This window comes from Chromobacterium sp. CV08 (assembly GCF_051129845.1).
Lineage (GTDB): Bacteria > Pseudomonadota > Gammaproteobacteria > Burkholderiales > Chromobacteriaceae > Chromobacterium.
The window spans coordinates 1,627,898-1,654,676 of sequence record NZ_CP150453.1; the positions used below are offsets into that span (position 1 = coordinate 1,627,898).

General features: G+C 63.5%; 28 protein-coding genes. 15 read left to right on the plus strand and 13 right to left on the minus strand.

The features are described from left to right. Positions 1-6 precede the first annotated feature (6 nt). The 3 genes from WNM05_RS07805 to hflK are packed head-to-tail and all read right to left on the minus strand — an operon-like array spanning position 7 to position 3,151. On the minus strand, positions 7-1,257 hold the full coding sequence (locus tag WNM05_RS07805) for an NRAMP family divalent metal transporter (RefSeq protein WP_434633946.1): 1,251 nt from the start codon (positions 1,255-1,257) through the stop codon (positions 7-9). Beyond that, positions 1,254-2,132 (minus strand): protease modulator HflC, encoded by an 879-nt coding sequence (gene hflC, locus WNM05_RS07810; protein WP_434633948.1) that lies wholly within the window; start codon positions 2,130-2,132, stop codon positions 1,254-1,256. Before hflC ends, WNM05_RS07805 begins: the two co-directional genes overlap by 4 nt. Further along, complete coding sequence (gene hflK, locus WNM05_RS07815; RefSeq protein WP_434633950.1) at positions 2,132-3,151, minus strand: FtsH protease activity modulator HflK; 1,020 nt, start codon at positions 3,149-3,151, stop codon at positions 2,132-2,134. Before hflK ends, hflC begins: the two co-directional genes overlap by 1 nt. A gap of 230 nt (positions 3,152-3,381) precedes the next feature. Here hflK and WNM05_RS07820 point away from each other — a divergent pair, with 230 nt between their 5' ends. The 3 genes from WNM05_RS07820 to WNM05_RS07830 all read left to right on the plus strand — a co-directional run bounded on the left by WNM05_RS07820 (position 3,382) and on the right by WNM05_RS07830 (position 5,016). After that, on the plus strand, positions 3,382-4,281 hold the full coding sequence (locus WNM05_RS07820; RefSeq protein WP_434633953.1) for a prohibitin family protein: 900 nt from the start codon (positions 3,382-3,384) through the stop codon (positions 4,279-4,281). A gap of 100 nt (positions 4,282-4,381) precedes the next feature. Beyond that, positions 4,382-4,597, plus strand: a complete 216-nt coding sequence (locus WNM05_RS07825; protein ID WP_434633954.1) for a YdcH family protein — start codon at positions 4,382-4,384, stop codon at positions 4,595-4,597. 131 nt (positions 4,598-4,728) lie between these two features. Then, positions 4,729-5,016 carry a hypothetical protein gene (locus tag WNM05_RS07830; protein ID WP_434633955.1) on the plus strand — a complete coding sequence of 96 codons (288 nt, stop codon included), beginning with the start codon at positions 4,729-4,731 and terminating at the stop codon, positions 5,014-5,016. 124 nt (positions 5,017-5,140) lie between these two features. Here WNM05_RS07830 and WNM05_RS07835 read toward each other — a convergent pair whose 3' ends face one another. The 3 genes from WNM05_RS07835 to WNM05_RS07845 all read right to left on the minus strand — a co-directional run bounded on the left by WNM05_RS07835 (position 5,141) and on the right by WNM05_RS07845 (position 7,274). After that, entirely contained in the window at positions 5,141-5,533 is a 393-nt protein-coding gene (locus WNM05_RS07835; protein WP_434633956.1) for a YybH family protein, read from the minus strand. A gap of 127 nt (positions 5,534-5,660) precedes the next feature. Next, positions 5,661-6,398 carry a substrate-binding periplasmic protein gene (locus WNM05_RS07840; RefSeq protein WP_434633958.1) on the minus strand — a complete coding sequence of 246 codons (738 nt, stop codon included), beginning with the start codon at positions 6,396-6,398 and terminating at the stop codon, positions 5,661-5,663. Between the two features lie 108 nt (positions 6,399-6,506). After that, entirely contained in the window at positions 6,507-7,274 is a 768-nt protein-coding gene (locus WNM05_RS07845; protein WP_434633960.1) for a 2OG-Fe dioxygenase family protein, read from the minus strand. Positions 7,275-7,477: 203 nt separating this feature from the next. On the opposite strand from WNM05_RS07845, the gene WNM05_RS07850 reads away from it, so the two are divergent. Beyond that, entirely contained in the window at positions 7,478-8,161 is a 684-nt protein-coding gene (locus WNM05_RS07850) for a DUF1345 domain-containing protein (protein ID WP_434633961.1), read from the plus strand. Between the two features lie 57 nt (positions 8,162-8,218). On the opposite strand, the gene WNM05_RS07855 is transcribed toward WNM05_RS07850, so the two are convergent. The 3 genes from WNM05_RS07855 to aceB all read right to left on the minus strand — a co-directional run bounded on the left by WNM05_RS07855 (position 8,219) and on the right by aceB (position 11,355). Next, a complete protein-coding gene (locus WNM05_RS07855; protein ID WP_434633962.1) occupies positions 8,219-8,830 on the minus strand; it encodes a glutathione S-transferase in 612 nt (203 codons plus the stop codon). Between the two features lie 89 nt (positions 8,831-8,919). Continuing rightward, positions 8,920-9,612 (minus strand): SIMPL domain-containing protein, encoded by a 693-nt coding sequence (locus WNM05_RS07860; RefSeq protein WP_434633963.1) that lies wholly within the window; start codon positions 9,610-9,612, stop codon positions 8,920-8,922. Positions 9,613-9,759: 147 nt separating this feature from the next. Further along, positions 9,760-11,355, minus strand: coding sequence for a malate synthase A (gene aceB, locus WNM05_RS07865; protein WP_434633965.1), 1,596 nt, complete (start codon positions 11,353-11,355; stop codon positions 9,760-9,762). A gap of 125 nt (positions 11,356-11,480) precedes the next feature. Here aceB and WNM05_RS07870 point away from each other — a divergent pair, with 125 nt between their 5' ends. Both WNM05_RS07870 and treR read left to right on the plus strand, forming a co-directional pair. Further along, positions 11,481-12,377, plus strand: coding sequence for a LysR family transcriptional regulator (locus tag WNM05_RS07870; RefSeq protein ID WP_434633966.1), 897 nt, complete (start codon positions 11,481-11,483; stop codon positions 12,375-12,377). Between the two features lie 87 nt (positions 12,378-12,464). After that, complete coding sequence (treR, locus tag WNM05_RS07875; RefSeq protein ID WP_434633967.1) at positions 12,465-13,169, plus strand: trehalose operon repressor; 705 nt, start codon at positions 12,465-12,467, stop codon at positions 13,167-13,169. A gap of 253 nt (positions 13,170-13,422) precedes the next feature. Here treR and WNM05_RS07880 read toward each other — a convergent pair whose 3' ends face one another. Beyond that, entirely contained in the window at positions 13,423-14,022 is a 600-nt protein-coding gene (locus tag WNM05_RS07880) for a DUF3885 domain-containing protein (protein ID WP_434633968.1), read from the minus strand. Between the two features lie 430 nt (positions 14,023-14,452). Here WNM05_RS07880 and treP point away from each other — a divergent pair, with 430 nt between their 5' ends. From treP to WNM05_RS07905, 5 genes are all read left to right on the plus strand, one after another. Further along, positions 14,453-15,907, plus strand: coding sequence for a PTS system trehalose-specific EIIBC component (gene treP, locus WNM05_RS07885; protein ID WP_434633969.1), 1,455 nt, complete (start codon positions 14,453-14,455; stop codon positions 15,905-15,907). Beyond that, complete coding sequence (gene treC, locus WNM05_RS07890; protein WP_434633970.1) at positions 15,900-17,549, plus strand: alpha,alpha-phosphotrehalase; 1,650 nt, start codon at positions 15,900-15,902, stop codon at positions 17,547-17,549. The genes treP and treC overlap by 8 nt, the downstream gene beginning before the upstream one ends. Positions 17,550-17,653: 104 nt before the next feature. Continuing rightward, positions 17,654-18,922 carry a carbohydrate porin gene (locus WNM05_RS07895; protein WP_434633972.1) on the plus strand — a complete coding sequence of 423 codons (1,269 nt, stop codon included), beginning with the start codon at positions 17,654-17,656 and terminating at the stop codon, positions 18,920-18,922. A 104-nt stretch (positions 18,923-19,026) separates the two neighbouring features. Further along, positions 19,027-19,473, plus strand: a complete 447-nt coding sequence (locus WNM05_RS07900; protein ID WP_434633975.1) for a hypothetical protein — start codon at positions 19,027-19,029, stop codon at positions 19,471-19,473. Positions 19,474-19,747: 274 nt separating this feature from the next. After that, positions 19,748-21,145: an amino acid permease gene (locus tag WNM05_RS07905; RefSeq protein ID WP_434633977.1), complete on the plus strand. Its 1,398-nt coding sequence runs from the start codon at positions 19,748-19,750 to the stop codon at positions 21,143-21,145. Between the two features lie 72 nt (positions 21,146-21,217). On the opposite strand, the gene WNM05_RS07910 is transcribed toward WNM05_RS07905, so the two are convergent. Beyond that, positions 21,218-21,874, minus strand: a complete 657-nt coding sequence (locus tag WNM05_RS07910; RefSeq protein WP_434633979.1) for a dihydrofolate reductase family protein — start codon at positions 21,872-21,874, stop codon at positions 21,218-21,220. A gap of 119 nt (positions 21,875-21,993) precedes the next feature. Between WNM05_RS07910 and WNM05_RS07915 the strand changes: the two genes are divergently transcribed. After that, entirely contained in the window at positions 21,994-22,314 is a 321-nt protein-coding gene (locus tag WNM05_RS07915; RefSeq protein WP_434633982.1) for a hypothetical protein, read from the plus strand. 78 nt (positions 22,315-22,392) lie between these two features. On the opposite strand, the gene WNM05_RS07920 is transcribed toward WNM05_RS07915, so the two are convergent. Next, positions 22,393-22,611, minus strand: coding sequence for a hypothetical protein (locus tag WNM05_RS07920; protein ID WP_434633984.1), 219 nt, complete (start codon positions 22,609-22,611; stop codon positions 22,393-22,395). 62 nt (positions 22,612-22,673) lie between these two features. Here WNM05_RS07920 and WNM05_RS07925 point away from each other — a divergent pair, with 62 nt between their 5' ends. The 3 genes from WNM05_RS07925 to WNM05_RS07935 all read left to right on the plus strand — a co-directional run bounded on the left by WNM05_RS07925 (position 22,674) and on the right by WNM05_RS07935 (position 25,176). Further along, positions 22,674-22,739: a hypothetical protein gene (locus tag WNM05_RS07925; protein ID WP_434635134.1), complete on the plus strand. Its 66-nt coding sequence runs from the start codon at positions 22,674-22,676 to the stop codon at positions 22,737-22,739. A 275-nt stretch (positions 22,740-23,014) separates the two neighbouring features. After that, positions 23,015-24,859 carry a hypothetical protein gene (locus tag WNM05_RS07930; protein WP_434633986.1) on the plus strand — a complete coding sequence of 615 codons (1,845 nt, stop codon included), beginning with the start codon at positions 23,015-23,017 and terminating at the stop codon, positions 24,857-24,859. Further along, complete coding sequence (locus WNM05_RS07935; RefSeq protein WP_434633987.1) at positions 24,856-25,176, plus strand: hypothetical protein; 321 nt, start codon at positions 24,856-24,858, stop codon at positions 25,174-25,176. Before WNM05_RS07930 ends, WNM05_RS07935 begins: the two co-directional genes overlap by 4 nt. Before the next feature lie 78 nt (positions 25,177-25,254). On the opposite strand, the gene WNM05_RS07940 is transcribed toward WNM05_RS07935, so the two are convergent. Then, positions 25,255-26,721 carry a DegQ family serine endoprotease gene (locus tag WNM05_RS07940; RefSeq protein ID WP_434635135.1) on the minus strand — a complete coding sequence of 489 codons (1,467 nt, stop codon included), beginning with the start codon at positions 26,719-26,721 and terminating at the stop codon, positions 25,255-25,257. Between the last annotated feature and the right edge of the window lie 58 nt (positions 26,722-26,779).

Consider the following 26,779-nt stretch of genomic DNA (forward strand, 5'->3'; position numbering starts at 1 on the left):
TGCGTGTCAGTCCAGGCTGCCGGCGATGCCGGCGTACAGGCTGAAGCCGGCCGCCAGCAACAGCAGCGGCGCCAGCATCATTTTGTAGCGGCGGCTCAGCCGCAGCGGCGGGGGCAGCGCGTCGCCGCCGGCCAGCCAATACAGGCCGGCCAGCATCGCCGGCAGCAGCAGCGCGTTGGCGACCGAGGTGGCGATGGACAGCTTGACCAGATTGACGCCGGACGAGACCAGCGCGCCGGCTCCGGCCAGCATCGCGGCGAAGCCGCCGTAGAACCACGGCGCCTGCAGCGGATGTTTTTCCAGCGAGTCGCGCTGTCCCGCCAGCTCGCCCAGCGTCCAGGCGCTGCTGAGGCAGACCACGATGGTGGCGACCAGCGCGCCGCCGGACAGCGCCAGCGCGAACAGCAGCCGGCCGCCGGTCGGGCCGAGCAGGCGGTCGAAGCCGCCGGCGATCTCGGGTATGGTGTCCAGGCTTTGCCCGCCGGCGCCGTTGCCGAAGGCCACCGCGGCGGCGATCAGGATGCCGGCGGTGATCGCCTGGCACAGTATCGCTCCCAGCAGCGTGTCCAGCCGCGCCGGCCGCAGATCGTCCAGCGTCAGGCCCTTGTCCAGCAGCGCCGACTGCTGGTAGCAGATGGTCCACGGCATCACGCAGGTGCCGATATTGGCGGCGGCCAAGAGCAGGAAGTCGTGATTGCCCATCGGCAGGCTGGACAGCTGGGCCAGCATCTGGCCGGGATCGGGCTTCGCCAGCCAGGCTTCGGCCAGGAAGGCCAGCTCGAACACGCCGAGGGCGATGGCGACGCGCTCGACCGAGCGGTAGCCGCCGCTGCAGACCATGGCCAGGATCAGCGCGCACAGCAGCGTCATCGTCCGCCAGGCGGGGATGCCGAACATCTGTCCGACGCCGGCCAGACCGCTGAGCTGGGTGGCCAGCGCGCCTAGGCAGCTGAACAGCAGCAGCGCCGCCGAGGCCTGTTCCGCGCGGCGGCCCCAGCGCCGCCGGACCAGCTCGCCGTAGCTCAGGCCGGTGCCCAGCGCCAGCCGTATCGTCAATTCCTGCACCAGGTAGAGGAAGGGGATCAGCAGCAGCAGCAGCGGCAGCATCCGATAGCCCCAGTGGGCGCCGCTCTGCGCGGCGGCGATGACGCTGCCGGTCTCGGTGTCGGCCAGCATCACCACCAGACCGGGTCCGACCGCGGCCAGCAGGTGGCGCAGCCGACGCAGCGGCGGCAAGGGCATGTCGGCTCCGTTCATGGCCTGGCCCCGGACGGGCCGTTCCTCAGGTCGCGCAGCAGCGCCGAATCCGGGGACAGCAGCAGCGTCGGGGCCGAGTCGGCCAGCGACTGGCGGTAGGTCTGCAGCGAGCGATAGAACTTGTAGAACTTCGGATCCTTGCCGAAGGCCTGCGCCAGCACGCGGCCGGCCTCGGCGTCGGCCTCGCCGTGGGCGATGGCGCTCTGGCGCTGCGCCTCGGACAGTATGACGGTGCGGTCGCGGTCGGCCTTGGCCTGGATCTGTTGCGCCCATTCGGCGCCCTGGGCGCGCAATTCCTTGGCCTCCTGCTGGCGCGCCGACTTCATCCGGTCGTAGATGGCCTGGCTGGTTTCCAGCGGCAGGTCGGCGCGGTGCAGCTGCACCTCGGTCACCTCCAGGCCCATCGGCCGGGCGCGTTCCATCACTTCCTGCTGGATGCGCTCGACGATGCTGCGTCGGCGTGGCGACAGCAGGTCGGACAGCGGCACCTTGCCCAGCTCGCGCCTGAGCGAGGTGCCGACCAGTTGCGCCAGCTGCGCGCGCGCCTGCTCTTCGGTGCGCAGCGCCTGGTAGAAGCGCAGCGTGTCGGCGATGCGGTAGCGGGTGTAGGTTTCCACCTCCAGCCGCTTCTCGTCGCCGAGTATCACCTGCTCCGGCGGCGGCGCCAGCATCTGCAGCCGGGTGTCGTAGTACTGCACGCTGTCGACCAGCGGCAGCTTGAATTTCAGCCCCGGTTCGCCGTCGACGTCGACCGGCGCGCCCAGCCTGACCACCAGCGCCTTCTGTCCCTCGTTCAGCGTGTATTGCGCCGACAGCGCCAGCCAGACGACGGCGATGCCCGCCGCCCAGCCGATTCCCCGCCATTGCCTGTCCATCAGCGGTTCTCCCTGGCGGTTTTCGGTTTGTCCTGCAGTTGCAGCAGCGGCAACACCCCGGCGCCATTTTTGCCGCTGCCGTCTATCACCACCTTGCTGGCCTTCTTCAGCATGTCGTCCATGCTCTCCAGGTACAGCCTCCAGGCGGTGACGTCCTTGGCCTGGACATAGGTCCGGTACACCGAGTCGAAGCGCTTGGCCTCGCCCTGGGCCAGGTTGACCACCTGGCTGCGGTAGGCCTCCGCCTCCTGGCGTATCCGCTCGGCCTCGCCGCGCGCCTTCGGCAGGATGTCGTTGCTGTAGGCCTGGGCCTCGTTGCGGGCGCGTTCCTGGTCGGCGCGGGCGCGCTGCACGTCGTTGAAGGCGTCGATCACCGCCGCCGGCGGATCGACGCGCTGCAGCTGAACCTGGGTGATCAGGATGCCGGCCTGCTGGGCGTCCAGCCTCTGCTGTATCAGGCCGCGGGTCTCCTCGGCCACCTGCTGGCGGCGGTTGGACATCGCCGCCTGTATCGGCGTGCGGGAGACCACTTCGCGCAGCGCGCCCTCGGCGGTGACCCGCAGCGCCTCCTCGGGCTTGCTGGCGCGGAACAGGAAGCGGCCGGCGTCCTTGATGCGCCAGAACACCGCACAGTCTGCCTCGACGATGTTCTCGTCGCCGGTCAGCATCTGCTTCTCGCGCGGATCGGCGGCGTCGGGCGGCCCGCTTTCGTACAGATTGGCCAGTTTCAGCTGTTTGATCTGGGTGACCTTGGGCAGCTGTATCGTTTCCACCGGCCAAGGCAGGTGGTAGTGCAGGCCGGCCGAGGTGGTGTCGGTCCAGCGGCCGAAGCGCTGCACCACGCCCTGTTCGTCGGGCTCCACCCGGTAGACGCCCGAAGCCAGCCACAGCAGCGCGGCGCCGGCGCTCAGGAGCGCCAGCCCCTTGCCGCGCATGCCCAGCAGCTCCAGCGTGTGGTCCAGCCGGCGGCGCAGCGGGAGGTGGGGCGGCTCGGAATGGGGGGGAAGCTGGCTGCTCATGGCGGACTGGTCCTGGTTTTAACCATACTGTTAGTTGGGTTTAACGCAGCGGCGCTCAAGCGGATGACATCCATTGCGGATTTCGCGCATGGCGAAGCGTTTTCCGCAGCGAGTGTCCGTGATGAAGGATATCCCAATTGCATGAATGCTCGCCGCAGGACTATGCTGACCGCGGGCAGATGGCCGGCGGAGCGCCGCGTCACCGTTGCCGATCACGAGGACATGCCGCGATGCAGCCGCTGACGCGATTGTTGCTGAAAATCGGAGGCGCCGCGCTGGCGCTGGTTCTGCTGTTCAATCTGCTGGAAAAGACTGTGCTGAGCTGGACGGTGATCAATCCCGGCTACACCGGCATCAAGATCAACCGCCTGATAGACCGGGGCATCAGCAAGGAAGACGTCGTCACCGGCTTTGTATTCTTCAATCCTATCCAGAGCGTGGTCGTGGTCTATCCGACCTTCGTGCAGCGCGAGGTATGGACCCGGTCGGCGGCCGAGGGCGGCGCTGCCAACGAGGAGCTGAGCTTCAACACCAAGGACTCGGTGCCGGTGACGATAGACGTGGCGGTGTCCTATCTGTTGGACGCGCGCAAGGTGCCGGATTTCTACACCCGTTTTCGCGCCGACGACATTTCCGGCTGGACCCACGGTTATCTGCGCGATACCGCGCGCAACATCGTGGTGGCCACGGGCTCGGAATACAGCTTCGACGACGTCAACGGCGTCAAGAAGGAGGAGTTCCTCGGCCGGGTGGCGGCCGAGCTGAACCGGCGCACCCAGCCTATAGGCGTGACGATCCAGCAGTTCGGCCTGGTCGGGGCGCTGCGGCCGCCGCCGGAGCTGGCCAATGCCGTCAACGCCAAGACCAAGGCCATCCAGGATTCGATCCGCGCCGAGAACGAGGTCAGGGCGGCCCAGGCCGAGGCCAGGAAGAAAGTGGCGATCGCCGAGGGGGAGGCCGCCGCCAACCGCGCGCTGGCCTCGTCGCTGGACGACAGGCTGCTGGCCTGGGAGCGGCTGAAGCTGCAGCGCGCCTACATCGACAAGTGGAACGGCCAGACGCCCAGCGTGGTCAGCGGCGAGGGCGGCGGCATGTTGCTGAATATTCCGGTTCCGGCCGGACAGAAGTGAGGAAGCTGAGGCAGATCAAGCGGCGCGGCCGGCTACGTGGCTAGCATGGAGGCATGGACCGGCGCGGCCGGTCCGGACACCCCACCGAAGGAGGCCGACGATGTTTCCCGAATACCGCGATCTGATCACCAGGCTGAAAACCGAAGATTCGCATTTTTCCAAATTGTTCGATCTGCACAATCGGCTCGACCAGCGCATCCGCAATATGGAGGCGCGCATCGTGCCGGCCGGCCCGCAGGAAATCGAGACGCTGAAAAAGGAAAAGCTCAGGTTGAAGGACGAGTTGTACGCCTTGTTGAGGACGCACGTCAGCTAGGCGCGCGCCGCGGCGGCCCGGCCAGGGCGCCGGACTTTTGCGCCGGTCGTCGATTCCGGGCTGCATCCCGCGACAGTTGCGACTAAAACTAAAAAACGACTTGAGCAACCATGCCGACGGGGAAACCTTCCATGCATTTCGATGAAGTCCACAGCAAGCATTTTGTCACTCTCAGCCGCACGCCGCTGCCGCACACCTTGATGGAGCAGGCGCTGGTGTCCATGGGCGGCGGCGGCAACGACGGCATGAATTTCCGCAAGCAGGCGCTGGCCGCGGCCGGCTGGTCCTATGACGGCTTGGTGCCGTTCGCCAAGCATCCGGACAAGGCGGCCGAGGCCTTCAACCGATTGCGCGAGGCGTTTGCCGGCGCGAACGGCCCGGAGGCGCTGCTGCAGGCGCTGGAGAAATACGCCAACTGAGCGCCATTGCCCGCCGGCGTTCCGCCGCGCGGCCCGATCAAACGCTCCCCTCGGCGAACGACGCCGCGGCGGAGCGTTTTCGCGTCCGGCATCCTGCGGAAGCGGCCGATGCCGCAGTTGCATCTCAGACCGACGGCTCTTCCAGCAGACGGTGGCCGTAGGCGTTGTCTATCGCGCAGCGCCAGGCGCCGTCCTGGTCCTGGGCGAAGACGTAGGTGGCGTCGCGGCAGGCCTCGTCCAGCGTGTCGGCCCGCAGCCGGGTTCGCGCCAGCGCCAGCGCGGTGGCGCCGTTGTGCAGGATGTGCAAGGCGTCCTGGCTGACCTGCAGGCTGTGGTTGAAGTGTGCCGAGACGGCGGAGAAGGCCTGGCGGATCTGAGCCTTGCCGCAGGCGTTCAGGCCGGGGCGCACCACCAGCACCGCGTCCTCGGCATAGAAATCCATCAGCCGGTCGAAGTCCCCGGCATTGATGGCGTCATCGGCGGCGGCGATCAGTCGGGCTACGGGATGGTCTTGCATCGCATCCTCCTGAGGGAGAAACAGTTGTTACTGTACACCGCAGGAGGGAGAGGCGACAGCTGGTAGAACACCTGAGCGGAGCGCGGGGCAGGGGCGGGTTTCGATCGGCATGGCCGGGCGCCGAGTGTCAGTCGTCGCGATAGTGGCGGCGTATCGCCTGCAATCTGCCGTCGGCGCCGACGCGCTCCAGCGCCGCTTGCAGCTTCTTGGCCCAATCGGGCGGCGAGCGCGGATTCAGCGCGAACCAGTATTGCTGCTTGCCGTCCAGCAGCCAGGCCGGCTCCAGCGTCGAGGCGGGCAGGCCCTGCTGGCGCAACTGCCATTGCATCGACCAGTCCAGCATCGCCACCAGGTCCACCCGGCCCAGTTGCAGCTTTTTCAGATCGGCGTCGTCGCTGCGGCCGAGGTCCAGCTGTTCGCCCAGGCCCAGTCCGGCCAGTTGGCCGGCGGCGGCCGAGCCGGCCAGTGCGCCGTTGCGGTAGCGGGCCAGGTCGGCCAGAGAGGAGACGCGGATGTCGCGGCGCTCTCTCAGTCGGTACAGGTAGATGCGGCGCGGGCTGATCGGGCCGACCCATTGGAACTGCGACTCCCGCTCCGGCGTGCGCACCAGGGTATAGAGCAGCGTGCCGGGCGTGTCCTTCACCTTGGCGTAGGCGCGCAGCCACGGCAGCACCTCTATCTTCACTTCCAGGCCGGCCTCACGGGCCAGCAAGCGCAGCAGCTCGGTGGAGAAGCCCTTGACCTGTCCATTCTCCTGATAGTTCAGCGGCGGCACATCCTCGGTGTAGGCCAGGATGGGCGCAGCGGCGGCGGCGGCGGACAGGCAGCAGCATATCGCGGCCAGCAGATGGCTGTAGTTGAGCACTGTGTTCCCGTTTCACGATGCCGTTACCATGTCTTGATAGCGTACAGGATTCCTGTTGTCGGATAATGATGGAACGAGAAAAATATTTGCGAGGACGCGAACGGGCTCTCAGCCCCTGCGGAAGCTCAGCAACAGCACGTCGCGGCTGCCTTCGCGGCCGGGGTCCAGCTGGGCGATCGGCGTGACGCCGTGCAACACCCGCTCGTCGTTGACCAGCGCGATGTCCAGCGGGTCGCTCAGCGTGAATTCGGCCAGCGGTTCGTGCTCCAGATCGTATAGCTCGGTGGCGCCGTTGACCAGATTGTGCCGCTTGACCAGCATCATCAGCAGGAAATGGACGCCGTCGCGGTGTATGCCTTCCGGCGTCGGCTTGCCCTGTTCCCGGTTGCGCGCCTCGATGCGGAACTGGTGCGCCTCGATGTGCCAGCGGGTGTACGGCGCCAGCTTGCCGAACACGGTGCAGGCCAGGCCAAGCACCGCCTGCATCGTCGGGCCGTGCAGTATCGGGTTGGGTATCGGTTCGAAGTGGCGGGGTACGCCGCCGTTCAGCGGATTGTAGCGGCGGCTCTGGTAGTGCGGCCGGTGGGCCTCGGGACGGGCGCTGCGCGCCGACGGCGCGGCGCTGAGGGTGGCGTGCAGACGCTTGCGGTAGCGGCCGCCGTCGGCCATGAACCGGTCCAGCTGCAGATGGTTCCAGCTGTCCTGGAAGGCGGTCCAGTCGTCCAGCGCCGCCGGGTCCCGCAGCAACAGCAGGCGGCGGGCCTGTTCCGCCGGCAGCAGGCAGAAGTCCTGGCTTGCCAGCTGCCGGCAGGCCGGCTCCAGCAGCGCGTCGTAGTCGGCGGCTGCGGTGGGCGTCGAAGCGGTTGCCGAAGTCATGCACTCTCCCCCTTTGATTTTTATGCTTTGGATTCTGTGATATTTGTCATATGAATGCAAACGTATTTATTCATATTGAATTTATGGGCGACAGGCCGCGCCGGCGGCGAGCTTGGCGGCGGCCGGGCGATGCGGCAAGATGGCGCTGCTTCCCGCCTGCCGGGATTTCATGCAACAGATCGCAAGAGGAGTGCATTCGTCCCATGACCCTGTTTTCCATCGCCCGTCGCTCTTTCGTGCTGCGCATGCTGCTGGCCCGGCCCAGGCTGGTGTGTTCGGCGCTGTTCGGCGCGCTGCTGATCGTCTGCCTGCCGTTGCTGGCCACCATGCACGACGTGACCCGCTACATCATCGGCTGGAACGCCGGCGCCGGCCTGTACCTGGTTCTGGTCGCCTGGATGATGTTCGGTCCGGGTCGGCAGCAGATACGCCATTGGGCGAGGCTGGAGGACGAAGGACAGTGGCTGGTGCTGCTGCTGGTGGTGCTGGCGGCGGCGGCCAGCCTGGCCGCCATCGTGATGGAGCTGGCGGTGGTCAAGGACATGCACGGCTGGTTCAGGGCGGCCCACATCGCGCTGGCCATCCTGACCCTGCTGTCGTCGTGGGCCTTCACCCATGTGATGTTCGCGCTGCACTACGCGCGGATCTTCTATTCGCAGGAGGCGCGCGGCCTGCCCGGCGGACTGGAGTTTCCCGGCACCCGGCAGCCGGAATACAGCGATTTCCTGTACTTCGCCTTCATCATTGGCACATCGGGCCAGACCGCCGACATCAGCTTCACCGACAGCCGGCTGCGCCGCACCGGCACCGTGCACTGCGTGCTGGCCTTCTTCTTCAACGCCACGGTGCTGGCGCTGATGATCAATATCGCCGCCGGGCTGATCTGAGGTCGCCGGCGCAGACGCGAAAACGCCACCGTTTCCGGTGGCGTTCTGCCGTCGAGATCAGGCCTGCGGCGGCTCGGTGTCGATGAAGGACTGCCGCGCGGCGAGCCGCTGCAGCAGCGCGTCCAGATTGGGGTGGGCGGCGCGCCAGTCCAGGTCCGGCGCGCGGAAATCCAGATAACCCAGGCAGCAGCCGACGGCGATGTCGGCCAGGCTGTAGCCGTGGTTGGTGCACCATGGCTTTTCGCCCAGGTCCTCCGACAGCGTGGCGAGGCCGCGCGTGATCTTGCCGCGCTGGCGGGCCACCACTTCCTCCATCTGCTTCTCCGGCGGCCGCCGGCGTTCCAGCACGATGGCCACCATCGCGTCTATGATGCCGTCGGCCAGCGCTTCCCAGCGGCGGGTGAGGATGATCTGTCGATTGTCCTGCGGCAGCAGCCGGGATACCGGCGAGCTGTTCTCGAGGTATTCGACGATGACGCGGGAATCGTACAGCGTGGAGCCGTCGTCCAGCTCCAGCACCGGCACCTTGCCCAGCGGATTGTACTCGGCGACGCGGGTATCCGCGTTCCAGGGCACGTCCTCCTCGAGCGGGCAGTCGATTTTCTTTTCAGCCAGCACGATGCGCACCTTGCGGGCGTAGGGACTGGTCAAAGAGGCGATCAGTTTCATGTTCGAAGCGATGGAGATATGGAGTAGAGGGGGCGGCCGACGCGGCCGGCAGTGCTTACTTTAGCGCAAGCCGGCCGGTGCCGAAAGCCTTACTTGAGTTCCACCTTGCCGCTGACCTGCAGTTGCAGCTGGCTTTGTCCCGGCTGCAGATCGGGCTGGCTGACATTGGCCTCGGCGCCGGCCATCGCCGCCTTCATCATCATCACCGGCGGACGGAAGCCGTGACTCTGTTGGCCGATGTCCAGCTGCTGGATGCTGACCACGTTCTTGCCCAGCGCGCGCGCGGCCACTTCGGCCTGGCCCTTCAGATTGGCGATCGCTTCCGGAATCATGTCCTGCTCGGCCCGGCGGCGCGCCTGGTCGGACACGCCGTATTGCACGCCTTCCAACAGCATCGTCTGTTGCAATTTGGCGATCAGCTCGGCGGCCTGGGTGAAGTCCTTGCTCTTCAGCAGGATTTCCGAACGGCCCTGCCAGCCGCTGATCTTGCCGTTCTTGTCGTAGCTGGGCCAGGTGCTGTAGCTGCCGCTGGACAGTTCGACATGGTTGTAGGCGCGGCCCTGGGCCAGGCCGCTGGCGGTGATCCGGTTCAGGCGGTCGGCCAGCGTCGCGGCCTGGCTGTTGCTTTGCTGCACGTACAGCGTGGCGGTGATCTGGTCGTTGGCGATGTCGCGCTGGGCGTTGGCCGACAGATTCAGCTGTATGCCCTCCGCGGCGGCGAGCGGGGCGGCGCCGGCCAGCAGGCAGCACAGCAGGGCGGGCTTCAGGCGGGATGATTTCATTTCGGCTCCTTGGCTGGATATCGCAGAGAGTAGACTCCGCTTCGATCCGCTTGGCAAGCCGGGGTTCCATGCCGTTCGGTCTGGTCTGTACGGGTAAAAATGCCAAACGGCCCGCGAAGGGCCGTCCGGATCGGGCGCGAAGGAGGGTCAGTCCAGGTATTCGTAGCCCGGCAGCGTCAGGAACTCGACGAAGTCGTCCGAGGTGGTCAGCAGGTCGAACATCCTGGCCGCGTCCTCGTATTGCTGGGTCCAGCGGACGCCGTACTCGCTCTTCAGCTTGGCCACTTCGGCCGCCTGCAGTTCGCGGAACAGCGCCTCCGTCACCTTGCGGCCGTCGTCGAGCACGCCCTTGGGCGAGCGTATCCACTGCCAGATCTGCGAGCGCGAGATTTCGGCGGTGGCGGCGTCCTCCATCAGATTGTGTATCGGCACGCAGCCGTTGCCGGAGATCCAGGCGCCCAGGTACTGGATGCCGACATTGATGTTCATCGCCAGGCCGGCCTCGGTGATCGGCGCTTCCGGCTGGAAGTTCAGCAGGTCGGCGGCCGCCACCTGCACGTCCGGGCGCTGCTTGGCGATCTGGTTCGGCCTGTCGCCGAGCACCGCGCTGAACGCCGCCTCGGCGATGGGCACCAGGCCGGGGTGGGCCACCCAGCCGCCGTCGTAGCCGTCGGTGGCGTCGCGGTCCTTGTCGGCCTTGACGCCGGCCAGCGCCTTTTCATTGGCGGCGGCGTCGTTCTTGATCGGGATCAGCGCCGCCATGCCGCCGATGGCCGGCGCGTTGCGGTGGTGGCAGGTCTTCAGCAGCAACAGCGCGTAGGCCCGCATGAAGGGCACCGTCATCGTGATCAGCGCGCGGTTGGCCAGGCAGAAGTCGCGGTTCTGCTTGAACTTCTTGATGCAGCTGAAGATGTAGTCCCAGCGGCCGGCGTTCAGGCCGGCCGAGTGCTCGCGCAGCTCGTACAGGATTTCGTCCATTTCGAAGGCGGCGAGTATGGTCTCGATCAGCACCGTGGCCTTGATCGTGCCCTGGGGCACGTCCAGCTCGTCCTGGGCGAAAACGAAGACCTCGTTCCACAGCCGCGCCTCCAGATGGCTTTCCATCTTGGGCAGGTAGTAGTAGGTGGCGCTGCCCCTCTCGCGCAGATAGCGGATGTTGTGGAAGAACGACAGGCCGAAGTCGAACAGGCTGCCGGACACGATGTCGCCGTCCACCTTGACGTGCTTTTCCATCAGATGCCAGCCGCGCGGGCGCAGCAGCAGGGTGGCGACGGTATCGTTCAGCCGGTACTGCTTGCCTTCCGGGCTCTGGTAGGAAATGGTCTTGCGGTAGGCGTCGCGGACATTGATCTGGCCGGCGATCTGGTTGTCCCAGCTCGGGCAGTTGGAGTCCTCGAAGTCGGCCATGAAGCTCTTGGCGCCGGAATTCAGCGCGTTGATCATCATCTTGCGCTCGACCGGGCCGGTGATCTCGACGCGGCGGTCCAGCAGATCGTCCGGTAGCGGCGAAATCTTCCAGTCGCCGGCGCGCACGGCGGCGGTTTCGGCCAGGAAGTCCGGCAGCCTGCCGGCGTCCAGCTCGGCCTGGCGCGCGGCGCGTGCGGCGATGCGCGCCCGGCGGGCCGGTTCGAAGCGGCGGTGCAGCTTGGCGATGAATTCCAGCGCCTCGGGCGTGAGGATTTCGGCGTAGGCCGGCGTGATGTCGGCGAGGATCTCCACGCCCTGCGGAAGCGAGACTGCCATGTGCGTGCTCCTTTGTAGAAGAGGGGATGACATGATGCTGCAATGCAATGTTTGACAGTCTATTCGCCATCCTAGTAAAAAGGAATGGCATGAATTGCATAACATTTTTTACTTTTGAGTAGCTAATGAGCGAGTTGAAGCAGCTGGAGACCTTCGTCGCGGTGGCCGGGCTGGGCAGCCTGTCGGCGGCGGCGCGGCAGCTGGGCGTCGTGCCGGCGATGGTGGGACGGCGTCTGGACGCGCTGGAGGAGAGGCTGGGCGTGCGTCTTCTGGTGCGCACCACCCGCAGCGTGACGCCGACGCAGGAGGGCGAGGCCTTCTACGACGATTGCCAGCGGATACTGGCCGATCTGACAGAGGCCGAGGCCGCCATCGCCTCCGGCCGCGGCAAGGCGCGCGGCCATCTGCGGCTGTCGGCGCCGGCCGGTTTCGGCCGCCGCCACGTCGCGCCGCACGTCGCCGCCTTCCAGAGCCTGCATCCGGAGGTCAAGGTGACGCTGGACCTGTCCGACCGGCTGGTGGACCTGCAGCGCGACCGCGTCGATTGCGCGATCCGCATCTCGGACCTGTCCGACTCCAGCCTGGTGGCGATACGCCTGGCCGAGAACCGCAGGGTGGTGGTGGCGGCGCCGGCCTATCTGGCCGCCCATGGCACGCCGCGCGCGTTGGACGATCTGCAGCATCACCAGTGCCTGTCGCTGGGCGAGAGCCAGAGCCGCGGCTGGAGCTTCGTCGTCGACGGCCGGCCGCTGAACCTGAAGGTGGCCGGCGCGCTGGAATGCAACGACGGCGCGGTGCTGCACGACTGGGCGCTGCAGGGCCTGGGCCTGGCCTGGCGCTCCTTGTGGGAGGTCAAGGACGATCTGTCCGAAGGCCGGCTGGCGACGGTGCTCGACGATTTCTCGTCGCCGGATTACCCGGTGTACGCGGTGGTGCCGCAGCGCAAGCTGCTGCCGGCCAGGGTGCGGCACTTCATCGACTATCTGCGCGCGGCGTATGCCGCGCCGGGCTACTGGGATTGAGCGCGGCGCCGGTTTGCCGCGCCGGTCGCGGCTTGCTAAGGTAGGGCCTCGCCGCGCAGGGGCCGCGCGCACAAGAAGACGAACAACGTGAACAAATACCATCAAATCTATTCCGACATCGTCGCCGACATCGACAACCGGCGCTACGCCCAGGGCGAGCGCATCCCGTCAGAATCCGAGCTGATGCACAGTTACGACGCCAGCCGCGGCACCGTGCGCAAGGCGGTGGACATGCTGCAGGAGCGCGGCTATGTGCAGAAAATCCACGGCAAGGGCATGTTCGTGCTCAAGCCGGGCAATATCGAATTCCAGCTCAGCGGCATCGTCAGCTTCCAGGAAATGAACGAGCGCATGGGGTGCAAGGTGGTGTCGCGGGTGGCGGAGCTGGCGCAGCTGCCCGCCGACGCGGTGCTGGCCCAGGCCACCGGCCTGGCCGAGGGCACCTCCATGGTCAAGATCAAGCGGGTGCGCAATATCGACGGCGAGAACGTGATCCTGGACATCAACCACTTCGTCGCCGGCCTGATCCCCGGCCTGACCGAAGACATCGCCGCCGGCTCCATCTACCGCTACATCGAGCAGGATCTGGGGCTGACCATCAGCTACGCCCAGCGCATCATCGAAGCCCAGCCCTGCAGCGACGACGATCGCCGCTACCTGGACCTGAACGGCATGGACCACGTGATCGTGGTCAAGAACCTGACCCACCTCTATGACGGCCGGCTGTTCGAATACACCGAGTCGCGCCACCGCTTGGACAAGTTCTACTTCACGGATATTGCGAGGCGTTAGCTTTTGCCATCAGGGCTTGCGCAATTGGAGTCATCATGGCGTAAGCCCAAGAAGCCGGGCTTACACATCATCATTCCAAGTCGCAGCCTTGCATTTGCAAGCAAGTGAACCGCCTTCAGCTAGGTATGACGCATGCGCATCTATCACGCGTATGACTTTGCCTAATGTTTGAAGTGATGGAAGACCGTAGCGAGGAGAGAGCCGAAAGTAGCCAGCTCGTCAGCTACTTTGGGCGTCAGACTGGAACACTCAGTTAGGATGTTTTGCCAAACGATGCATCCATTACCTCTCTGTCATATCCAAACAGAAACACACTATATTTTCTGTACAGCGCAGACAAAATAGCAAAATCACCTATGATGTCCATGCCTCTATCATCGTATGGGTGCGCCAAGACACCATCCGTCAAACTGTAAATATAAATCGATCCGCGCATTGATGGCTTGATTCCAAGGTCCATCGCCACAGCACCCCAAATGAACTTTCTGATGTCGGATTTTGAAATTGAAAAAATAACGAACACTCGATACGATCGATCTGGTTCAGTTGATACCCAATAGTCACGTTCACACGGAATGGATATTTCGCACGTCTTCAATTCTCGCAGCACGGCTCTCAATTCAAATGGAGAGTACGAATAGTATGAACTTACACAAACTTGCAGGTCATTTGAAGCGGAAAAGATATCATTGACTATTAGTTCTGCTTTCGATAGGGCTTCAATAAACATATCCATGTATGAGCCCCCAGTTGAAAGTTCAAATCTGATTGCATCTTGATATTTATAAAATAGTGCGTGTTCAAAGGCGTTGAGCCCGAATTTTTCAAATACGTCATTTCGTAACAGCGACATGGTTAAAAAGTATCCTAACGTTCAAATTTAGAGGCCCTGAGGGGGGGCGCTGGAATGCACCACGTACCTCGGATACTGCCATGATTTCGGCGACTAGGCTGAAGTCCCGGCCTCGCCGGGATTCCGCCCTACAGCAGGCGGTTTTGTAGGGTGGATGCCCCGCAGGGGCGATCCACCGTTGATTGCAAAGCAGATCAATGAGTCAGGCCCGGCGCGGAGTGATCCGCCCGGGCCTTCTCTTTGCCGCTGTTGCGAAATGGCGGCAGTCGGTTTGACTTTTCGCAAACTCGTACAGACGAGTGTTGACCAACTTGTATGTACGAGTTAACTTGCCCTCGGTTGCCATGCAGACAATCACCACAAACAGGCGGATTTCGGGCATCGTGAATTGACGCTGACCCGCCGCCGCAACAAGGGACAGGGAGGGACGATGAGTCAGAACTATCAAGCGATCGCCGAGCGGATACTGGAAAACATCGGCGGCGCGGCCAATATCCGCCAAGCTGCGCACTGCCTCACCCGGCTGCGCATTTCATTGCTCGACGAATCCAAGGTCAACGGCGACGCGCTGCGGCAGGTGGCGCTGGTGAAGGGCCACTTCAGCAATGCCGGCGTGTTCCAGATCGTCATCGGCGCCGGCGACGTGGACCGCGTCTACGCCGAGATGGTGAAGCAGGGCGGCGTGGCCCGCGCCACCATCGCCGACGTCAAGGCCAGCGGCGACGCCAAGCAGAATCGGCTGCAGCAACTGGTCAAGGTGTTCTCCGACGTGTTCATGCCGATATTGCCGGCCATCGTCATCGCCGGCCTGCTGATGGGCGCCAATAATCTGCTGGGCGCCAAGGGCATGTTCATCGCGGGCCAGAGCCTGCTGGACGCCTATCCGGGCCTGTCCGGGCTGTGGGGCCTGATCAATATGATGGCCAACACCTCCTTCGTGTTCCTGCCGGCGCTGGTGGGCTGGTCTGCCGCCAAGCGCTTCGGCGGCAGCGAGATTCTCGGCATCGTGCTGGGCCTGCTGCTGGTGCATCCGGACTTGCTCAACGCCTGGAACTACGGCAAGGCGGCGGCCGGGCTGGACGGCGCCTCGGTGCCTTACTTTGATCTCTTTGGCCTGCATATCGAGAAGGTGGGCTACCAGGGCCAGATCCTGCCCATCCTGGCCGCCGCCTGGGTGATGTGCCGCGTCGAGCTGTGGCTGAAGCCGCGGGTGCCCAACGCGGTGCAGCTCTTGGTGGTGCCCATCGTCACCATCGCGGTCAGCGGCTTCCTGGCGCTGGCGGTGATCGGTCCCTTGGCGCGCCACCTGGGCATTGCCGTCACCGACGCGCTGGTTTACGTGTTCAACCTGGCGCCGTGGCTGGGCGCGGCGCTGTTCGGCGCGCTGTACGCGCCGCTGGTGCTGACCGGCATGCACCATATGTTCATCGCGGTGGACCTGCAGCTGATTTCCAGCCAGGGCGGCACCTTCATCTGGCCGATGATCGCACTGTCCAATATCGCCCAAGGCAGCGCCGCGCTGGCGATGTTCTGGCTGGCCAGGAACGCCAACGACAAGAACATGGCGTCCACCTCGGCGGTGTCGGCCTTCTTCGGCATCACCGAGCCGGCGATGTTCGGCGTCAATCTGCGCTACAAGCTGCCGTTCTACGCGGCGCTGGCCGGCTCCGCCTGCGCGGCGGTGCTGATCAGCCTGGGCCACGTCAAGGCGTCGGCGATCGGCGTCGGCGGCCTGCCGGCCTTCATCTCCATCATTCCGCAGCACATCCCGCTGTTTCTGGCGGGCACCGTGACGGCGCTGGCGCTGCCCTTCGGCCTGACCTGGCTGCTGGCGTGCCGCCAGTCGGCCGCGGCCGCTCAAGAGGAGGCCGCGCAAAATGTCTAAGGACATGAAACAGGCGGTGGTGTACCAGATCTATCCCAAGAGCTTCAGCAGCCATCGCAATCAGGCGACGGGCGATCTCCTGGGCGTGGTGGACCGGCTGGACTACCTGGCCTGGCTGGGCGTCGACTACCTGTGGCTGACGCCGTTCTACCGCTCGCCGCAGCGTGACAACGGCTACGACGTCAGCGACTACTACAGCATCGACCCGGCTTATGGCGAGATGGAAGACTTCGAATTGCTGCTGGCCGAGGCCAAGCGGCGCGGCATCGGCGTGATGCTGGACATCGTGGTCAACCACACCTCCACCGCGCACGCCTGGTTCCAGGAGGCTCGCAAGGGCAGGGACAATCCCTACCGCGACTTCTACATCTGGCGCGACGCGCCGAACAACTGGCAGTCCAAGTTCGGTGGCAGCGCCTGGGAGTGGGACGAGGCCAGCGGCCAGTACTACCTGCACCTGTTCGACAAGACCCAGGCCGACCTCAACTGGGAGAATCCGGCGGTGCGGGCCGAGGTGTACAAGATGATGCGCTTCTGGCGCGACAAGGGCGTGGCCGGTTTCCGCCTGGACGTGATCAACCTGATCTCCAAGGACCCGGCCTTCTCCGAGGACGACAGCGACGGCCGCCACTTCTACACCGACGGTCCGCGCGTGCACCAGCATCTGCAGGAGATGCACCGCGAGGTGTTCGACGGCCATGACTTGCTGACCGTGGGCGAGATGTCGTCCACCTCGCTGGAGCACTGCATCGCCTACAGCCGGCCGGACCGGCGCGAGCTGGGCATGACCTTCAATTTCCACCACCTGAAGGTGGATTACCCGGATGGCGAGAAATGGCGGCCGGGGGCGGTGGACTTCATCGCGCTCAAGCGCATCCTGTCCGACTGGCAAACCGGCATGCATGCCGGCGGCGGCTGGAACGCGCTGTTCTGGTGCAACCACGACCAGCCGCGCGCGCTGTCCCGCTTCGGCGACGACGGCCGCTGGCGGACCGAATCCGCCAAGATGCTGGCCTCCGCGCTGCACGGCCTGCAGGGCACGCCCTATATCTACCAGGGTGAGGAGATCGCCATGGCCAATCCCGGCTTCGCCGACATCGGCCAGCTGCGCGACGTGGAAAGCCTGAACGCCTATCGCCAGTTGCTGGCCGATGGCTTCACCGCCGCCGACGCGATGGCGGTGATACGCCAGCGCTCGCGCGACAACGCCCGCACGCCGATGCAGTGGGATGACGGCCCGAACGCCGGCTTCAGCGCCGCCGAGCCCTGGATAGGCGTGGCGGCGGACGCCGGCAGCGTCAATGTCGCCACGGCCATCGGCGACCCCAACTCCACGGCGCACCACTACCGCCGCCTGATCCAGCTGCGCAAGCAATACCGGGTGTTCGCCGACGGCGACTACCGCTGCCTGACGCCCGATCATCCCAGCCTGTGGATTTACACCCGCCGCTGCGCCGACGAAATGCTGCTGGCCATCAGCCACTTCGGCGCCGACGACAGCCATTACGCGCTGCCGGCCGACGCGATGCCCGAGGGCTGGACGATGGAACTGCTGCTGTCCAACTACCCGCCGCAGCCCCCTGGCCGATTGCGGCCCTGGCATTCGCTGCTGTACCGGGCGACGCCGCCGGCCGCGACCTAAACGCGCCCATACCCGAACACCTCCTCATGCCGGTCGACAGGCCGGCAGGGCGGAGCTTTGCCTGCGCGACGGGCGTGAACATGCATTGGGACAAGGAGACAAGAATGAGGACGAAAACGATAAGCTGGCTGTGCGTGCTGCTGCCGCTGGGGACCGGCCTGCCGGCCTGGGCCGACGAGACGCCGGCCGCCGCGCCGGCGCCGCAGCTCAGCGGCGAGCAGTTGAGCGGCGCGGTGAAAAAGGCGCTGGACGAGATGGGCTTCCAGTTCGACGGCTATCTGCGCAGCGGCTTCTACGCCAGCGCCGGCGACAATCTGCCCAAGGGCCAGTACCAGCTGGGCGGCGATCTGCAGCACTTCCGCCTGGGCAACGAAGGCGACACCTATATCGAGTTCGGCGTCGGCAAGAAATGGACGCTGGGCAACGGCGTCAGCTGGGGCGCTTACGCGATGCCTACCATTTACAATGGCAAGACCAGCGCCTCCCAGGTCTACGGCTACATCAGCGGGCTGGCGTTCGCGCCCAACCTGACGCTGTGGGCCGGCCAGCGCTACCACCGCATCCAGGACATCCACATCCTGGACAACTGGCTGATGCAGGACGGCGACAACTACGGCGCCGGCGTGGACGGCATCGCCGTCGGCCAGGCCAGGCTGAACCTGTCCATCTCCTCGTCCGGCAGCTACGCCAACGACAACGCCACGCCCAACAACGCGCGCCGAGCCAACTTCCAGCTGACCGGCATAGAGACCAATCCCGGCGGCAAGCTGACGCTGACCGGCGCGGCGATAGGCGGCGACTTCGCCATCGGCAAGCCCGGCGCGGCGCTGGGCCTGTTGCACAATCAGAAGGACTTCCTGGCCCAGGGCGTCAACAACTCGCTGTTCCTGCAAACGTCCACCGGCCACGCGTCGCTGTCCGGCCAGTTCTACAACCTGGACAGCAAGGGCGCGGCGCAGGCCGGCGCGCGGCAGAGCCGCGTCGCCGACGTGGTGGACTGGCAGCGCGGGCGCTTCGGCGGCCAGGCGGTGCTGGGCTGGCAGAGCGTGGCGCCGGACAACGCCGGCAAATACCGCGATGCCACCCTGGGCGGCAGGCTGTCCTACGGCGTGGCGGCCAACGTCAAATTGCTGACCGAGATCGGCCTGACCCGGCGCAATGCCGACGATCAGCCGGCGCAGCAGCTGAACAAGGCGACGCTGGCGGTGGCGTTCGCGCCGAACGCCGATTTCTGGACCCGGCCCGAGCTGCGGGTGTACGCCAGCCACTATAACTGGAACAACGCGGCGGCCCAGGCCAATCTGAGCACCTTCGCCGCCGGCGGCCGCACCCACGCCAACACCTTCGGCGTGCAAATAGAGGCGTGGTGGTAGGAATTTTCCTGCTTCCGTCTTTTTAAAAGTGCCGCGACTGCCATCGCGGCACTTTGTCGTTTGGAGGCAGTCTGTTCGGGTATCGGATAGAAAAGGAGAGGGCGATGAGCGGTTTGCTGACGGGCGGCCTGGCCGCGCTGCTGCTGGTTTCCGGCTTGGCCTGGGCGGACATCGGCGATTCCGCGGCATCGGCGCCCCGCGTCCGGCTGGAGTGCCTGCCCGACGGCGACGGCGCCGACTGGCATGGCTGGCTGTCCGCCCGGCTGGCGCTGCGCGGCCTGGAAGAGGGGCCGCCGCCGGGCTGGCGCCTGTGTTTCGCCGAGGAGCAGCGTCAGCAGTGGGTGGACCAGCCTGTGGATTGGCGCTATGACGGTTACTGGCGTCGGCCGCCGTACCGGCTTGAGCAGTGGATCGAGTTGAGCCTGACGGTGAAGGGCGAAGACGGAACCGTATTGTGGAGCGGGCGCGAGCGGCTGGGCGACGGCGACAACCGGCGCGCCAGGTTGGAACAGGCGGCGCGCAGGCTGGTGGACAGGATGCCGCTGCCGTAATCGGTCCTTGTTATGACTATTGATTATTTGCTTGTAAGCTATTGGTGTTTTCCCGTATTGTGACCGTGGCTTCCTACGGTAGTATCGATGGCCTCCGCGAGCATGGCCTGCACATGGCAGACAAGACAGGACAGCCGCAGAGGGACAAATCAGATCACAACAGCCGAATCCGAGTATGAGGCGCCCGCCTGGACAGCGGGCGTCTCGTCGTTTCAGCGCCGCCGCCATGCACGGCGGCGCGGGCCGGTGCCGGCGATATACGGGATAGTAGACAATGAGTTTGATGCGCAAGAAGAGCGTGCAGGGCATGTTGGCCACCGCTCAGACTTCGCGCGGGTTGCGAAAAGAGCTCTCCGCGTTCGACCTGACCATGCTGGGCATAGGCGCCATCATCGGCACCGGGATTTTCGTGCTGACCGGCACCGGCGCCACCATCGCCGGCCCCGGCCTGGTGCTGTCCTTCGTCATCAGCGCCTTCGCCTGCGGCTTCGCGGCGCTGTGTTATGCCGAATTCGCCTCCATGCTGCCGATTTCCGGCTCCACCTACACCTATGCCTACGCGACGCTCGGCGAATTGATCGCCTGGATCATAGGCTGGGACCTGTTGCTGGAATACCTGCTCGCCTCGTCGGCGGTGTCGGTCGGCTGGTCCGGCTACTTCCAGAGCCTGCTGTCCGGCTTCGGCGTCAAGCTGCCCGAGGCCTTGACCGCCGCCGCCGGCTCGGCGCCGGGCAAGGACACGCTGTTCAATCTGCCGGCCTTCTGCATCGCGATGATCATCACCGCGCTCTTGGCCTTCGGCATCAAGGAATCGAAGCGCGTCAACAATGTGGTGGTGCTGATCAAGGTGGCCGTGGTGCTGCTGTTCATCGCCATCGGCGTCTGGCACGTCAAGCCGGCCAACTGGCAGCCGGCGCTGCCCTTCGGCTTCTCCGGCGTGTTCCACGGTGCCGCCATCGTCTTCTTCAGCTTCATCGGCTTCGACGCCGTCACCTGTGCCGCCGAGGAAGTGAAGAACCCGGCCAAGGACATTCCGCGCGGCGTGATCTGGTCGCTGGCCGTGTGCTCCATCCTGTACGTGGTGGTGGCCGCCATCATGACCGGCATCGTGCCCTATATGAATTTCGCCGGCGTGGACCACCCGGTGTCGCTGGCGCTGCAAGTGGCCAAGCTGGACTGGTTCGCCGGCTTCGTCGATCTGGGCGCCATCCTCGGCATGATGACGGTGATCCTGGTGATGACCTATGGCCAGACCCGCATCCTGCTGGCGATGTCGCGCGACGGCCTGCTGCCGAAGATCTTCTCCGACATCAACCCGAAATACGGCACGCCGTACAAGGCCACCTGGCTGATCGGCACCATCATCGCGCTGCTGGCCGGCTTCGTGCCGCTGCACACGCTGGCCGAGCTGGTCAATATCGGCACGCTGGCCGCGTTCACGCTGATCGCGCTGTCGGTGATCGTGCTGAGGAAACGCGAACCGGACCTGCCGCGCAAATTCGTCTGCCCGGCGGTGCCGACCATTCCGGCTTTGGCCATCCTGTGCTGCGGCTTCCTGATGACCCAGCTGTCGCTGCTGACCTGGACCTGCTTCGCCGCCTGGCTGGTGATAGGCCTGCTGGTCTACTTCGGCTACTCGCGGCGCAACTCGCTGCTGCACAAGCCGGCCTGATCGGCGGTAGCGAACGGCAAAGGCGGAGCCCATGGGCTCCGCCTTTTTGCTTTTTGCCCGCCGTGGAGAGGCTCAGACCGGCGCGCCGCGGCGGCGCAGCAGCAGATGGCAGGCCCTTTCGCCTGCGATCTGCTCCACGCATTCGTAGCCCAGCGCCGGCAGGTCCAGGCCGGTGAACAGCGCCTCGCCGTCGCCGAGCAGAGCCGGCGCGACGGCGAGGTGCAGTTCGTCTATCAGTCCGGCGCGCAGATACTGCCGTACGGTGTCGACGCCGCCGCCCAGTCTGACGTCCCGGCCGCCGGCCGCCTCCCAGGCCCGCTCCAGCGCCGCGTGGATGCCGTCTGTCACGAAGTGGAAGACCGTGCCGCCCTTCATTTCGAGCGAGGGACGCGGATGGCGGGTCAGCACGAAAACCGGGGTGTGGTAAGGCGGCTCGTCCCCCCACCATCCCTTCCATTCCAGGTCCGGCCACGGGCCGCGTATCGGGCCGAACATATTGCGTCCCAGTATCCAGGCGCCGACATGGTCGAAGCCCCGTTCGATGAAGCCGTTGTCGACCCCGGCCTCGCCGCCGTCGCCGCCGAACAGGCGCTGGAAGGCGGCGGTGGCGAACGCCCAGCGGTGCAGCGCCTCGCCGCCTACGCCAAGCGGCTGCGCCAGGCTCTGGCCGGGGCCGGCGCCGAAACCGTCTATCGACAGGGAAAAGCAGGCTACGCGCAGTTTGCTCATCGCATTCTCCGGCTGTAGGGGCATGACGCCATGCTCGATTTATAGATGAGGACGTCTGGCGGTTTCTTGCGTACAGTGCCGTCTGGCACTTTCTCAAATGACGGAATGACGCTTTGTCCATGAAAAAACTATTGGCGCTTTTAATCCTGATGACCGTTCCCGCTCTGGCGACCGCCGACGGATTGCCTAAGTATAACTATGGGGTGTTGGAGACCAAGGGATCGGATCCCTTCATTTTTGTCGGCGTGGATTTGCCCGATGGCGACGGCTTTGCCCTTTATCCGGCGCCGTCCGGTGAGGGCGTCGACCAGGCGGGAATTGACGCACTGATACCGTATCTGGGACAGCGGGTGCGTTTTACCGTCAAGGAGGAGCGCTCGACCTATATACGGGGGCGGGCGATGATATTGAAGGACATCGAGGTGCTGCCGGCCAGGTGAGGCCGCAGCAGCGCCGGCGCATGAAAAACGCCGCCTCTCCGGTTGGAGGGGCGGCGTTTGATTTGGCGCGGCGGCGGCTCAGTCGGTGCGCAGCGCGATGTAGAGCACCGCGTCGCCGCGCTTGACCAGCAGCGCGGCATGGCCGCCGGCGCCGGCCAGCGCCTTCTCGAAGGCGGTGATGCTGGTGATGTCGCTCTGCAGGCCAGCCTTGGCCGCTGGGCCCTTGGGATCGATGCGCGCCACCAGCGTACCGCCCGAACACGGCAGGTCGAACGAATGCACCAGTTTCTGTGCCACTTCCCGAATATTGATGCCGCAGCTGGCTGCGGCTGGCTTGGATCTACTTTGCTGTCTGGTTGGTGATCGGCCTGCTGGTCTATTTCGGCTACTCGCAGCGTAACTCGCTGCTGGACAAGCTGGCCTGACGGACTGGCCAACTTGCTCCGGTGGATTTAGAGAGGAGGCAAAACCGATGTAGGTTTCGCTTTCTTGGGGCATGGGCTTGAGAGGTCATGTTTTTAGTCATTTCAATAAGGGTATTATCTCTTGTGAGAGTTTTACGAACGACTCCATTTAGTACCAATGGAAATTATACATATAAGTATTGATAGTTGTTTTACAGGTGCTTTAGTATAGGATTGTGTGGTAATTATTCACGGTGACATTTTTTTTGTGATTTTTTTGTATATTGAGAATATAATTGCGCTGGTTAATTTTTTTGTGGCTCTGTGTGATGAGAAGTAAGTGTGTAGTCTTGTTGTTAGTTGGTATTTTGAGCGGCTGTGGTGGTGGAGGCAGTGGTGGAGACGGTTATTTTCCTGCTGATAAGCAGAGCGGAGGAGGCTTTTCAGCCAATCGAAAGCAGGTGGAAAGTCAAATTATACCTGAAGATCTGAACTGTGAAAGGCGGTTGATATATCCGATACGGCAATGGCGGATAGTATGTTCTTTACCTGAAAGTCAGTCAGCTAGTGGCCCAGAAATTTATCAGCTAATCAATCCTATTTCTCCAAAAGGGATGTCACTACCTCCACTTGCTGATGTGATGGGGTGGCAACAGTTCTCAATTTATAATTCTGAGCAAGAGTTGTTTGTTATTCAGACTAGAATAAATATTGAAAAAGATGGTGCGGGAGATATTGAAAAAATAGCGTCGATTGGTATGGCTGAGTTGGCCAAGACGAAAAGAGAAGAAATCGACCTGGAAGATCGAATGGTTTTACGCGCATTTCAGAATGCAGAGAGATATGGCCGGTTGCAGAAAGTATTGAAGAAAAGTACCTCGACCAATGTTGATGGGTTGAGTGAGGTAAAGCGATATGCTGTTGGCGATAAGCGAGTTTGGCATGACTTGCTTGGTGATAGTGATACCACTCTTTTGGCGATAAGAGCATTGCCGGGTGGGAAGGGAAGTGCTTACGTTTGGGCTCAAGATGGTTTGAAAAGTAATCTGTCAAATATAAAAATATCAACCAAACAGGCTGATGCGTTTGCTGAGAGGTTTGTCAATAGTGTATATCCTATTGAGTCAGCTTTGGTGGGAGAGCCTTGGGGGGAGGTTGATACTAGTTGGGGTTCTTATGTTATGCCACCAGATTCGTCGGATATTAATATAGTTATTAGCCGGCTTAATAGCTTTGGAGGTAAAACGCTCGGGTATACTAGATGGATTAATATGCTATTGCCTGGTGCGGAAAGGGTTGTGTGTGTTAATGAGCCAGAGCAATGCAATGCTGTTGTTAGAAACTCAAATCAAGCATTGGCATTGTTTGTTGATATTGATAACTTTATAGATGTAGGTAGTTCTGATTGGACAGTTCAGGGGAAGGGCCCGAGTTTGGCACTGTCTACGATGGCTCATGAATATTTACATCTTATATATAGCTATAATAAAACTTTACGACGTCCAGTAGGCGCGCTCCCTCCATCTGTGTGGGAAGGGGAAGTGGCTGCGCAAACGATGGCATATTTGGTATCTGCGGATACTTTCACTGGAGGGCGGGGAGATGAGGATAATTCACATCCAGACTTACGGCCAAACGGAGATTTTAGCAGTTTTATTAGTCAGCGGCCACGATGTATTTTGCGTCGATGGGGGATAGGTGGGGCTTGTTATCCCTTTGCTTTAGGTCTTGGTATGATGATGTTGCATCAGTATGGTGAAGGTGTATTGAAACCATGGATCGTCGGGAGTAAAATAAAGCAGGAGGCTATCGATGATGGAATATATCTGTCTGGTGGGAAGAATTTTGCTGATTTAAGACAGCAGCTTGCAATTGCGTGGTTCTATGGAGTTTTTGGTAGTGGATACACATTTCCTGCGAAATCTATTTCGTTACCTACTAGTCATTATCTGCCTAATGGTAAAGTAATAAATCTACCAGCGGTAAGAATAGGAAAAGGGGAGGTGAGTTTAAACAAAAATCAAATAGATAGCCCGGCGTATGATGAAGATTCTTGGCAGTTTCTGTTGCGGGGAGTGCCTCGAGGTGAGTCGGTTTTTCAAATGAATGGAAACTACTCTGTAGTTATTGTAAAGCCATGAATAAATTATTGGTGTTTTTAATTTTGATGGCAACTTCTGCCTTGGCGGTAGCTGGTGAGTTGCCAAAATATAATCACGGCGTGCTGGGCACAATGGGAGCGGAGCCTTTCATCTATATTGGAGTGGATTTGCCCGATGGCGACGGCTTTGTCCTTTATCCGGCGCCGTCCGGTGAGGGCGTCGACCAGGCGGGAATTGACGCGCTGATACCGTATCTGGGACAGCGGGTGCGTTTTACCGTCAAGGAGGAGCGCTCGACCTATATACGGGGGCGGGCGATGATATTGAAGGATATCGAGGTGCTGCCGGCCAGGTGAGGCCGCAGCAACGCCGGCGCATGAAAAACGCCGCCTCTCCGGTTGGAGGGGCGGCGTTTGATTTGGCGCGGCGGCGGCTCAGTCGGTGCGCAGCGCGATGTAGAGCACTGCGTCGCCGCGCTTGACCAGCAGCGCGGCATGGCCGCCGGCGCCGGCCAGCGCCTTCTCGAAGGCGGTGATGCTGGTGACGTCGCTCTGGTTCAGGCCGATGATGATGTCGCCGCTCTGCAGGCCGGAGCGGGCGGCCGGGCCCTGCGCCTTCTGGATCAGCAGGCCGCCGCGTATGCCGAGGTCGGCGCGCTGGTCCGGCGTCAGCTCGGACAGCGTCAGGCCCAGCTTGCCGAACTGGTAGCCCTGCGGCGTGTTGTCGCTGGACGGTTTGGCGGCGGCGCCGGCGTCGGGCGCCTGCTCGACCAGCGTGGCCTCCAGCGTCTTCTCGAAGCCCTTGCGCCATACGACCAGCTTGATCTTGGTGCCGGGGCCGAGCGCGCCGACCAGCATCGGCAGGTCCTTGGAGCTGTCTATCGCCTGGCTGTTCAGCTTCAGGATGATGTCGCCGGCCTGCAGGCCGGCCTTGGCCGCCGGGCCCTTGGGATCGACGCGCACGACCAGCGCGCCGGCCGGACGCGGCAGGCCGAACGATTGCGCCAGCTCCTGCGTCACTTCCTGGATATTGATGCCCAGCTGGCCGCGGCTGACCTTGCCCTTGGTCTTCAACTGGTCGGCCACCTGCATCGCCAGATCGATCGGAATCGCGAAGGAGATGCCCATGAAGCCGCCGGAGCGGCTGTAGATCTGCGAGTTGATGCCGACCACTTCGCCGCGCAGATTGAACAGCGGGCCGCCGGAGTTGCCGGGGTTGATCGCCACATCGGTCTGGATGAAGGGCACCAGCGTCTCGTCCGGCAGGCTGCGGCCCTTGGCCGAGACGATGCCGGCGGTGACGGTGTTGTCGAAGCCGAACGGCGCGCCGATCGCGGCCACCCATTCGCCGACCTTCAGGTCGGCCGGATTGCCTATCTTGGCCACCGGCAGATCGGCGGCCGCCACTTTCAGCAGCGCGACGTCGCTGCGCTTGTCCAGGCCGACCAGCTTGGCGCGCAATTCTCGCTTGTCGGTCAGCGTGACGCGGATCTGGCCGCCGTCGGCGACGACGTGGGCATTGGTCAGGATGAAGCCGTCGCTGCTGATGATGAAGCCGGAGCCGTAGGACACGCTTTCCTCGGGACCCTGCTGGTCCTGCTGAGGCGGCTGGTTAGGCATGAAGCGGCGGAAGAAGTCGTACAGCGGATCGTCTTCCGGCACCGGGAAGGGCATATTGTTGCTGCTCTGCTGCGGGGTGGCGCTTTCGCGGCTGGCCTGGATGTTCACCACCGCCGGGCCGTCGCGGCTGACCAGCTGGGTGAAGTCGGGCAGCAGCATGGCGACGCGGCCGTCCTGCTGCGCGGGAATGGCGACTGGAGCCGGCTGGTTGCCGCCCTTGACGAACTGCTCGATCCTGTCGCAGCCGGACAGTAACGACGCCGCGAGCAGCGCGCCGGCCATGATGCGAAAACTCGTTGTCACTGGCGATCCTTTAAGCTGGCTGATTTTCGAAGGTAGG

Bases quoted from the DNA above. Each gene is read 5' to 3' on its own strand.
- WNM05_RS07805 (WP_434633946.1), bottom strand. From the start codon at position 1,257: ATGAACGGAGCCGACATGCCCTTGCCGCCGCTGCGTCGGCTGCGCCAC.
- hflC (WP_434633948.1), bottom strand. From the start codon at position 2,132: ATGGACAGGCAATGGCGGGGAATCGGCTGGGCGGCGGGCATCGCCGTC.
- hflK (WP_434633950.1), bottom strand. From the start codon at position 3,151: ATGAGCAGCCAGCTTCCCCCCCATTCCGAGCCGCCCCACCTCCCGCTG.
- WNM05_RS07820 (WP_434633953.1), top strand. From the start codon at position 3,382: ATGCAGCCGCTGACGCGATTGTTGCTGAAAATCGGAGGCGCCGCGCTG.
- WNM05_RS07825 (WP_434633954.1), top strand. From the start codon at position 4,382: ATGTTTCCCGAATACCGCGATCTGATCACCAGGCTGAAAACCGAAGAT.
- WNM05_RS07830 (WP_434633955.1), top strand. From the start codon at position 4,729: ATGCATTTCGATGAAGTCCACAGCAAGCATTTTGTCACTCTCAGCCGC.
- WNM05_RS07835 (WP_434633956.1), bottom strand. From the start codon at position 5,533: ATGCAAGACCATCCCGTAGCCCGACTGATCGCCGCCGCCGATGACGCC.
- WNM05_RS07845 (WP_434633960.1), bottom strand. From the start codon at position 7,274: ATGACTTCGGCAACCGCTTCGACGCCCACCGCAGCCGCCGACTACGAC.
- WNM05_RS07850 (WP_434633961.1), top strand. From the start codon at position 7,478: ATGACCCTGTTTTCCATCGCCCGTCGCTCTTTCGTGCTGCGCATGCTG.
- WNM05_RS07855 (WP_434633962.1), bottom strand. From the start codon at position 8,830: ATGAAACTGATCGCCTCTTTGACCAGTCCCTACGCCCGCAAGGTGCGC.
- WNM05_RS07860 (WP_434633963.1), bottom strand. From the start codon at position 9,612: ATGAAATCATCCCGCCTGAAGCCCGCCCTGCTGTGCTGCCTGCTGGCC.
- aceB (WP_434633965.1), bottom strand. From the start codon at position 11,355: ATGGCAGTCTCGCTTCCGCAGGGCGTGGAGATCCTCGCCGACATCACG.
- WNM05_RS07870 (WP_434633966.1), top strand. From the start codon at position 11,481: ATGAGCGAGTTGAAGCAGCTGGAGACCTTCGTCGCGGTGGCCGGGCTG.
- WNM05_RS07880 (WP_434633968.1), bottom strand. From the start codon at position 14,022: ATGTCGCTGTTACGAAATGACGTATTTGAAAAATTCGGGCTCAACGCC.
- treP (WP_434633969.1), top strand. From the start codon at position 14,453: ATGAGTCAGAACTATCAAGCGATCGCCGAGCGGATACTGGAAAACATC.
- treC (WP_434633970.1), top strand. From the start codon at position 15,900: ATGTCTAAGGACATGAAACAGGCGGTGGTGTACCAGATCTATCCCAAG.
- WNM05_RS07895 (WP_434633972.1), top strand. From the start codon at position 17,654: ATGAGGACGAAAACGATAAGCTGGCTGTGCGTGCTGCTGCCGCTGGGG.
- WNM05_RS07900 (WP_434633975.1), top strand. From the start codon at position 19,027: ATGAGCGGTTTGCTGACGGGCGGCCTGGCCGCGCTGCTGCTGGTTTCC.
- WNM05_RS07905 (WP_434633977.1), top strand. From the start codon at position 19,748: ATGAGTTTGATGCGCAAGAAGAGCGTGCAGGGCATGTTGGCCACCGCT.
- WNM05_RS07910 (WP_434633979.1), bottom strand. From the start codon at position 21,874: ATGAGCAAACTGCGCGTAGCCTGCTTTTCCCTGTCGATAGACGGTTTC.
- WNM05_RS07915 (WP_434633982.1), top strand. From the start codon at position 21,994: ATGAAAAAACTATTGGCGCTTTTAATCCTGATGACCGTTCCCGCTCTG.
- WNM05_RS07935 (WP_434633987.1), top strand. From the start codon at position 24,856: ATGAATAAATTATTGGTGTTTTTAATTTTGATGGCAACTTCTGCCTTG.
- WNM05_RS07940 (WP_434635135.1), bottom strand. From the start codon at position 26,721: ATGGCCGGCGCGCTGCTCGCGGCGTCGTTACTGTCCGGCTGCGACAGG.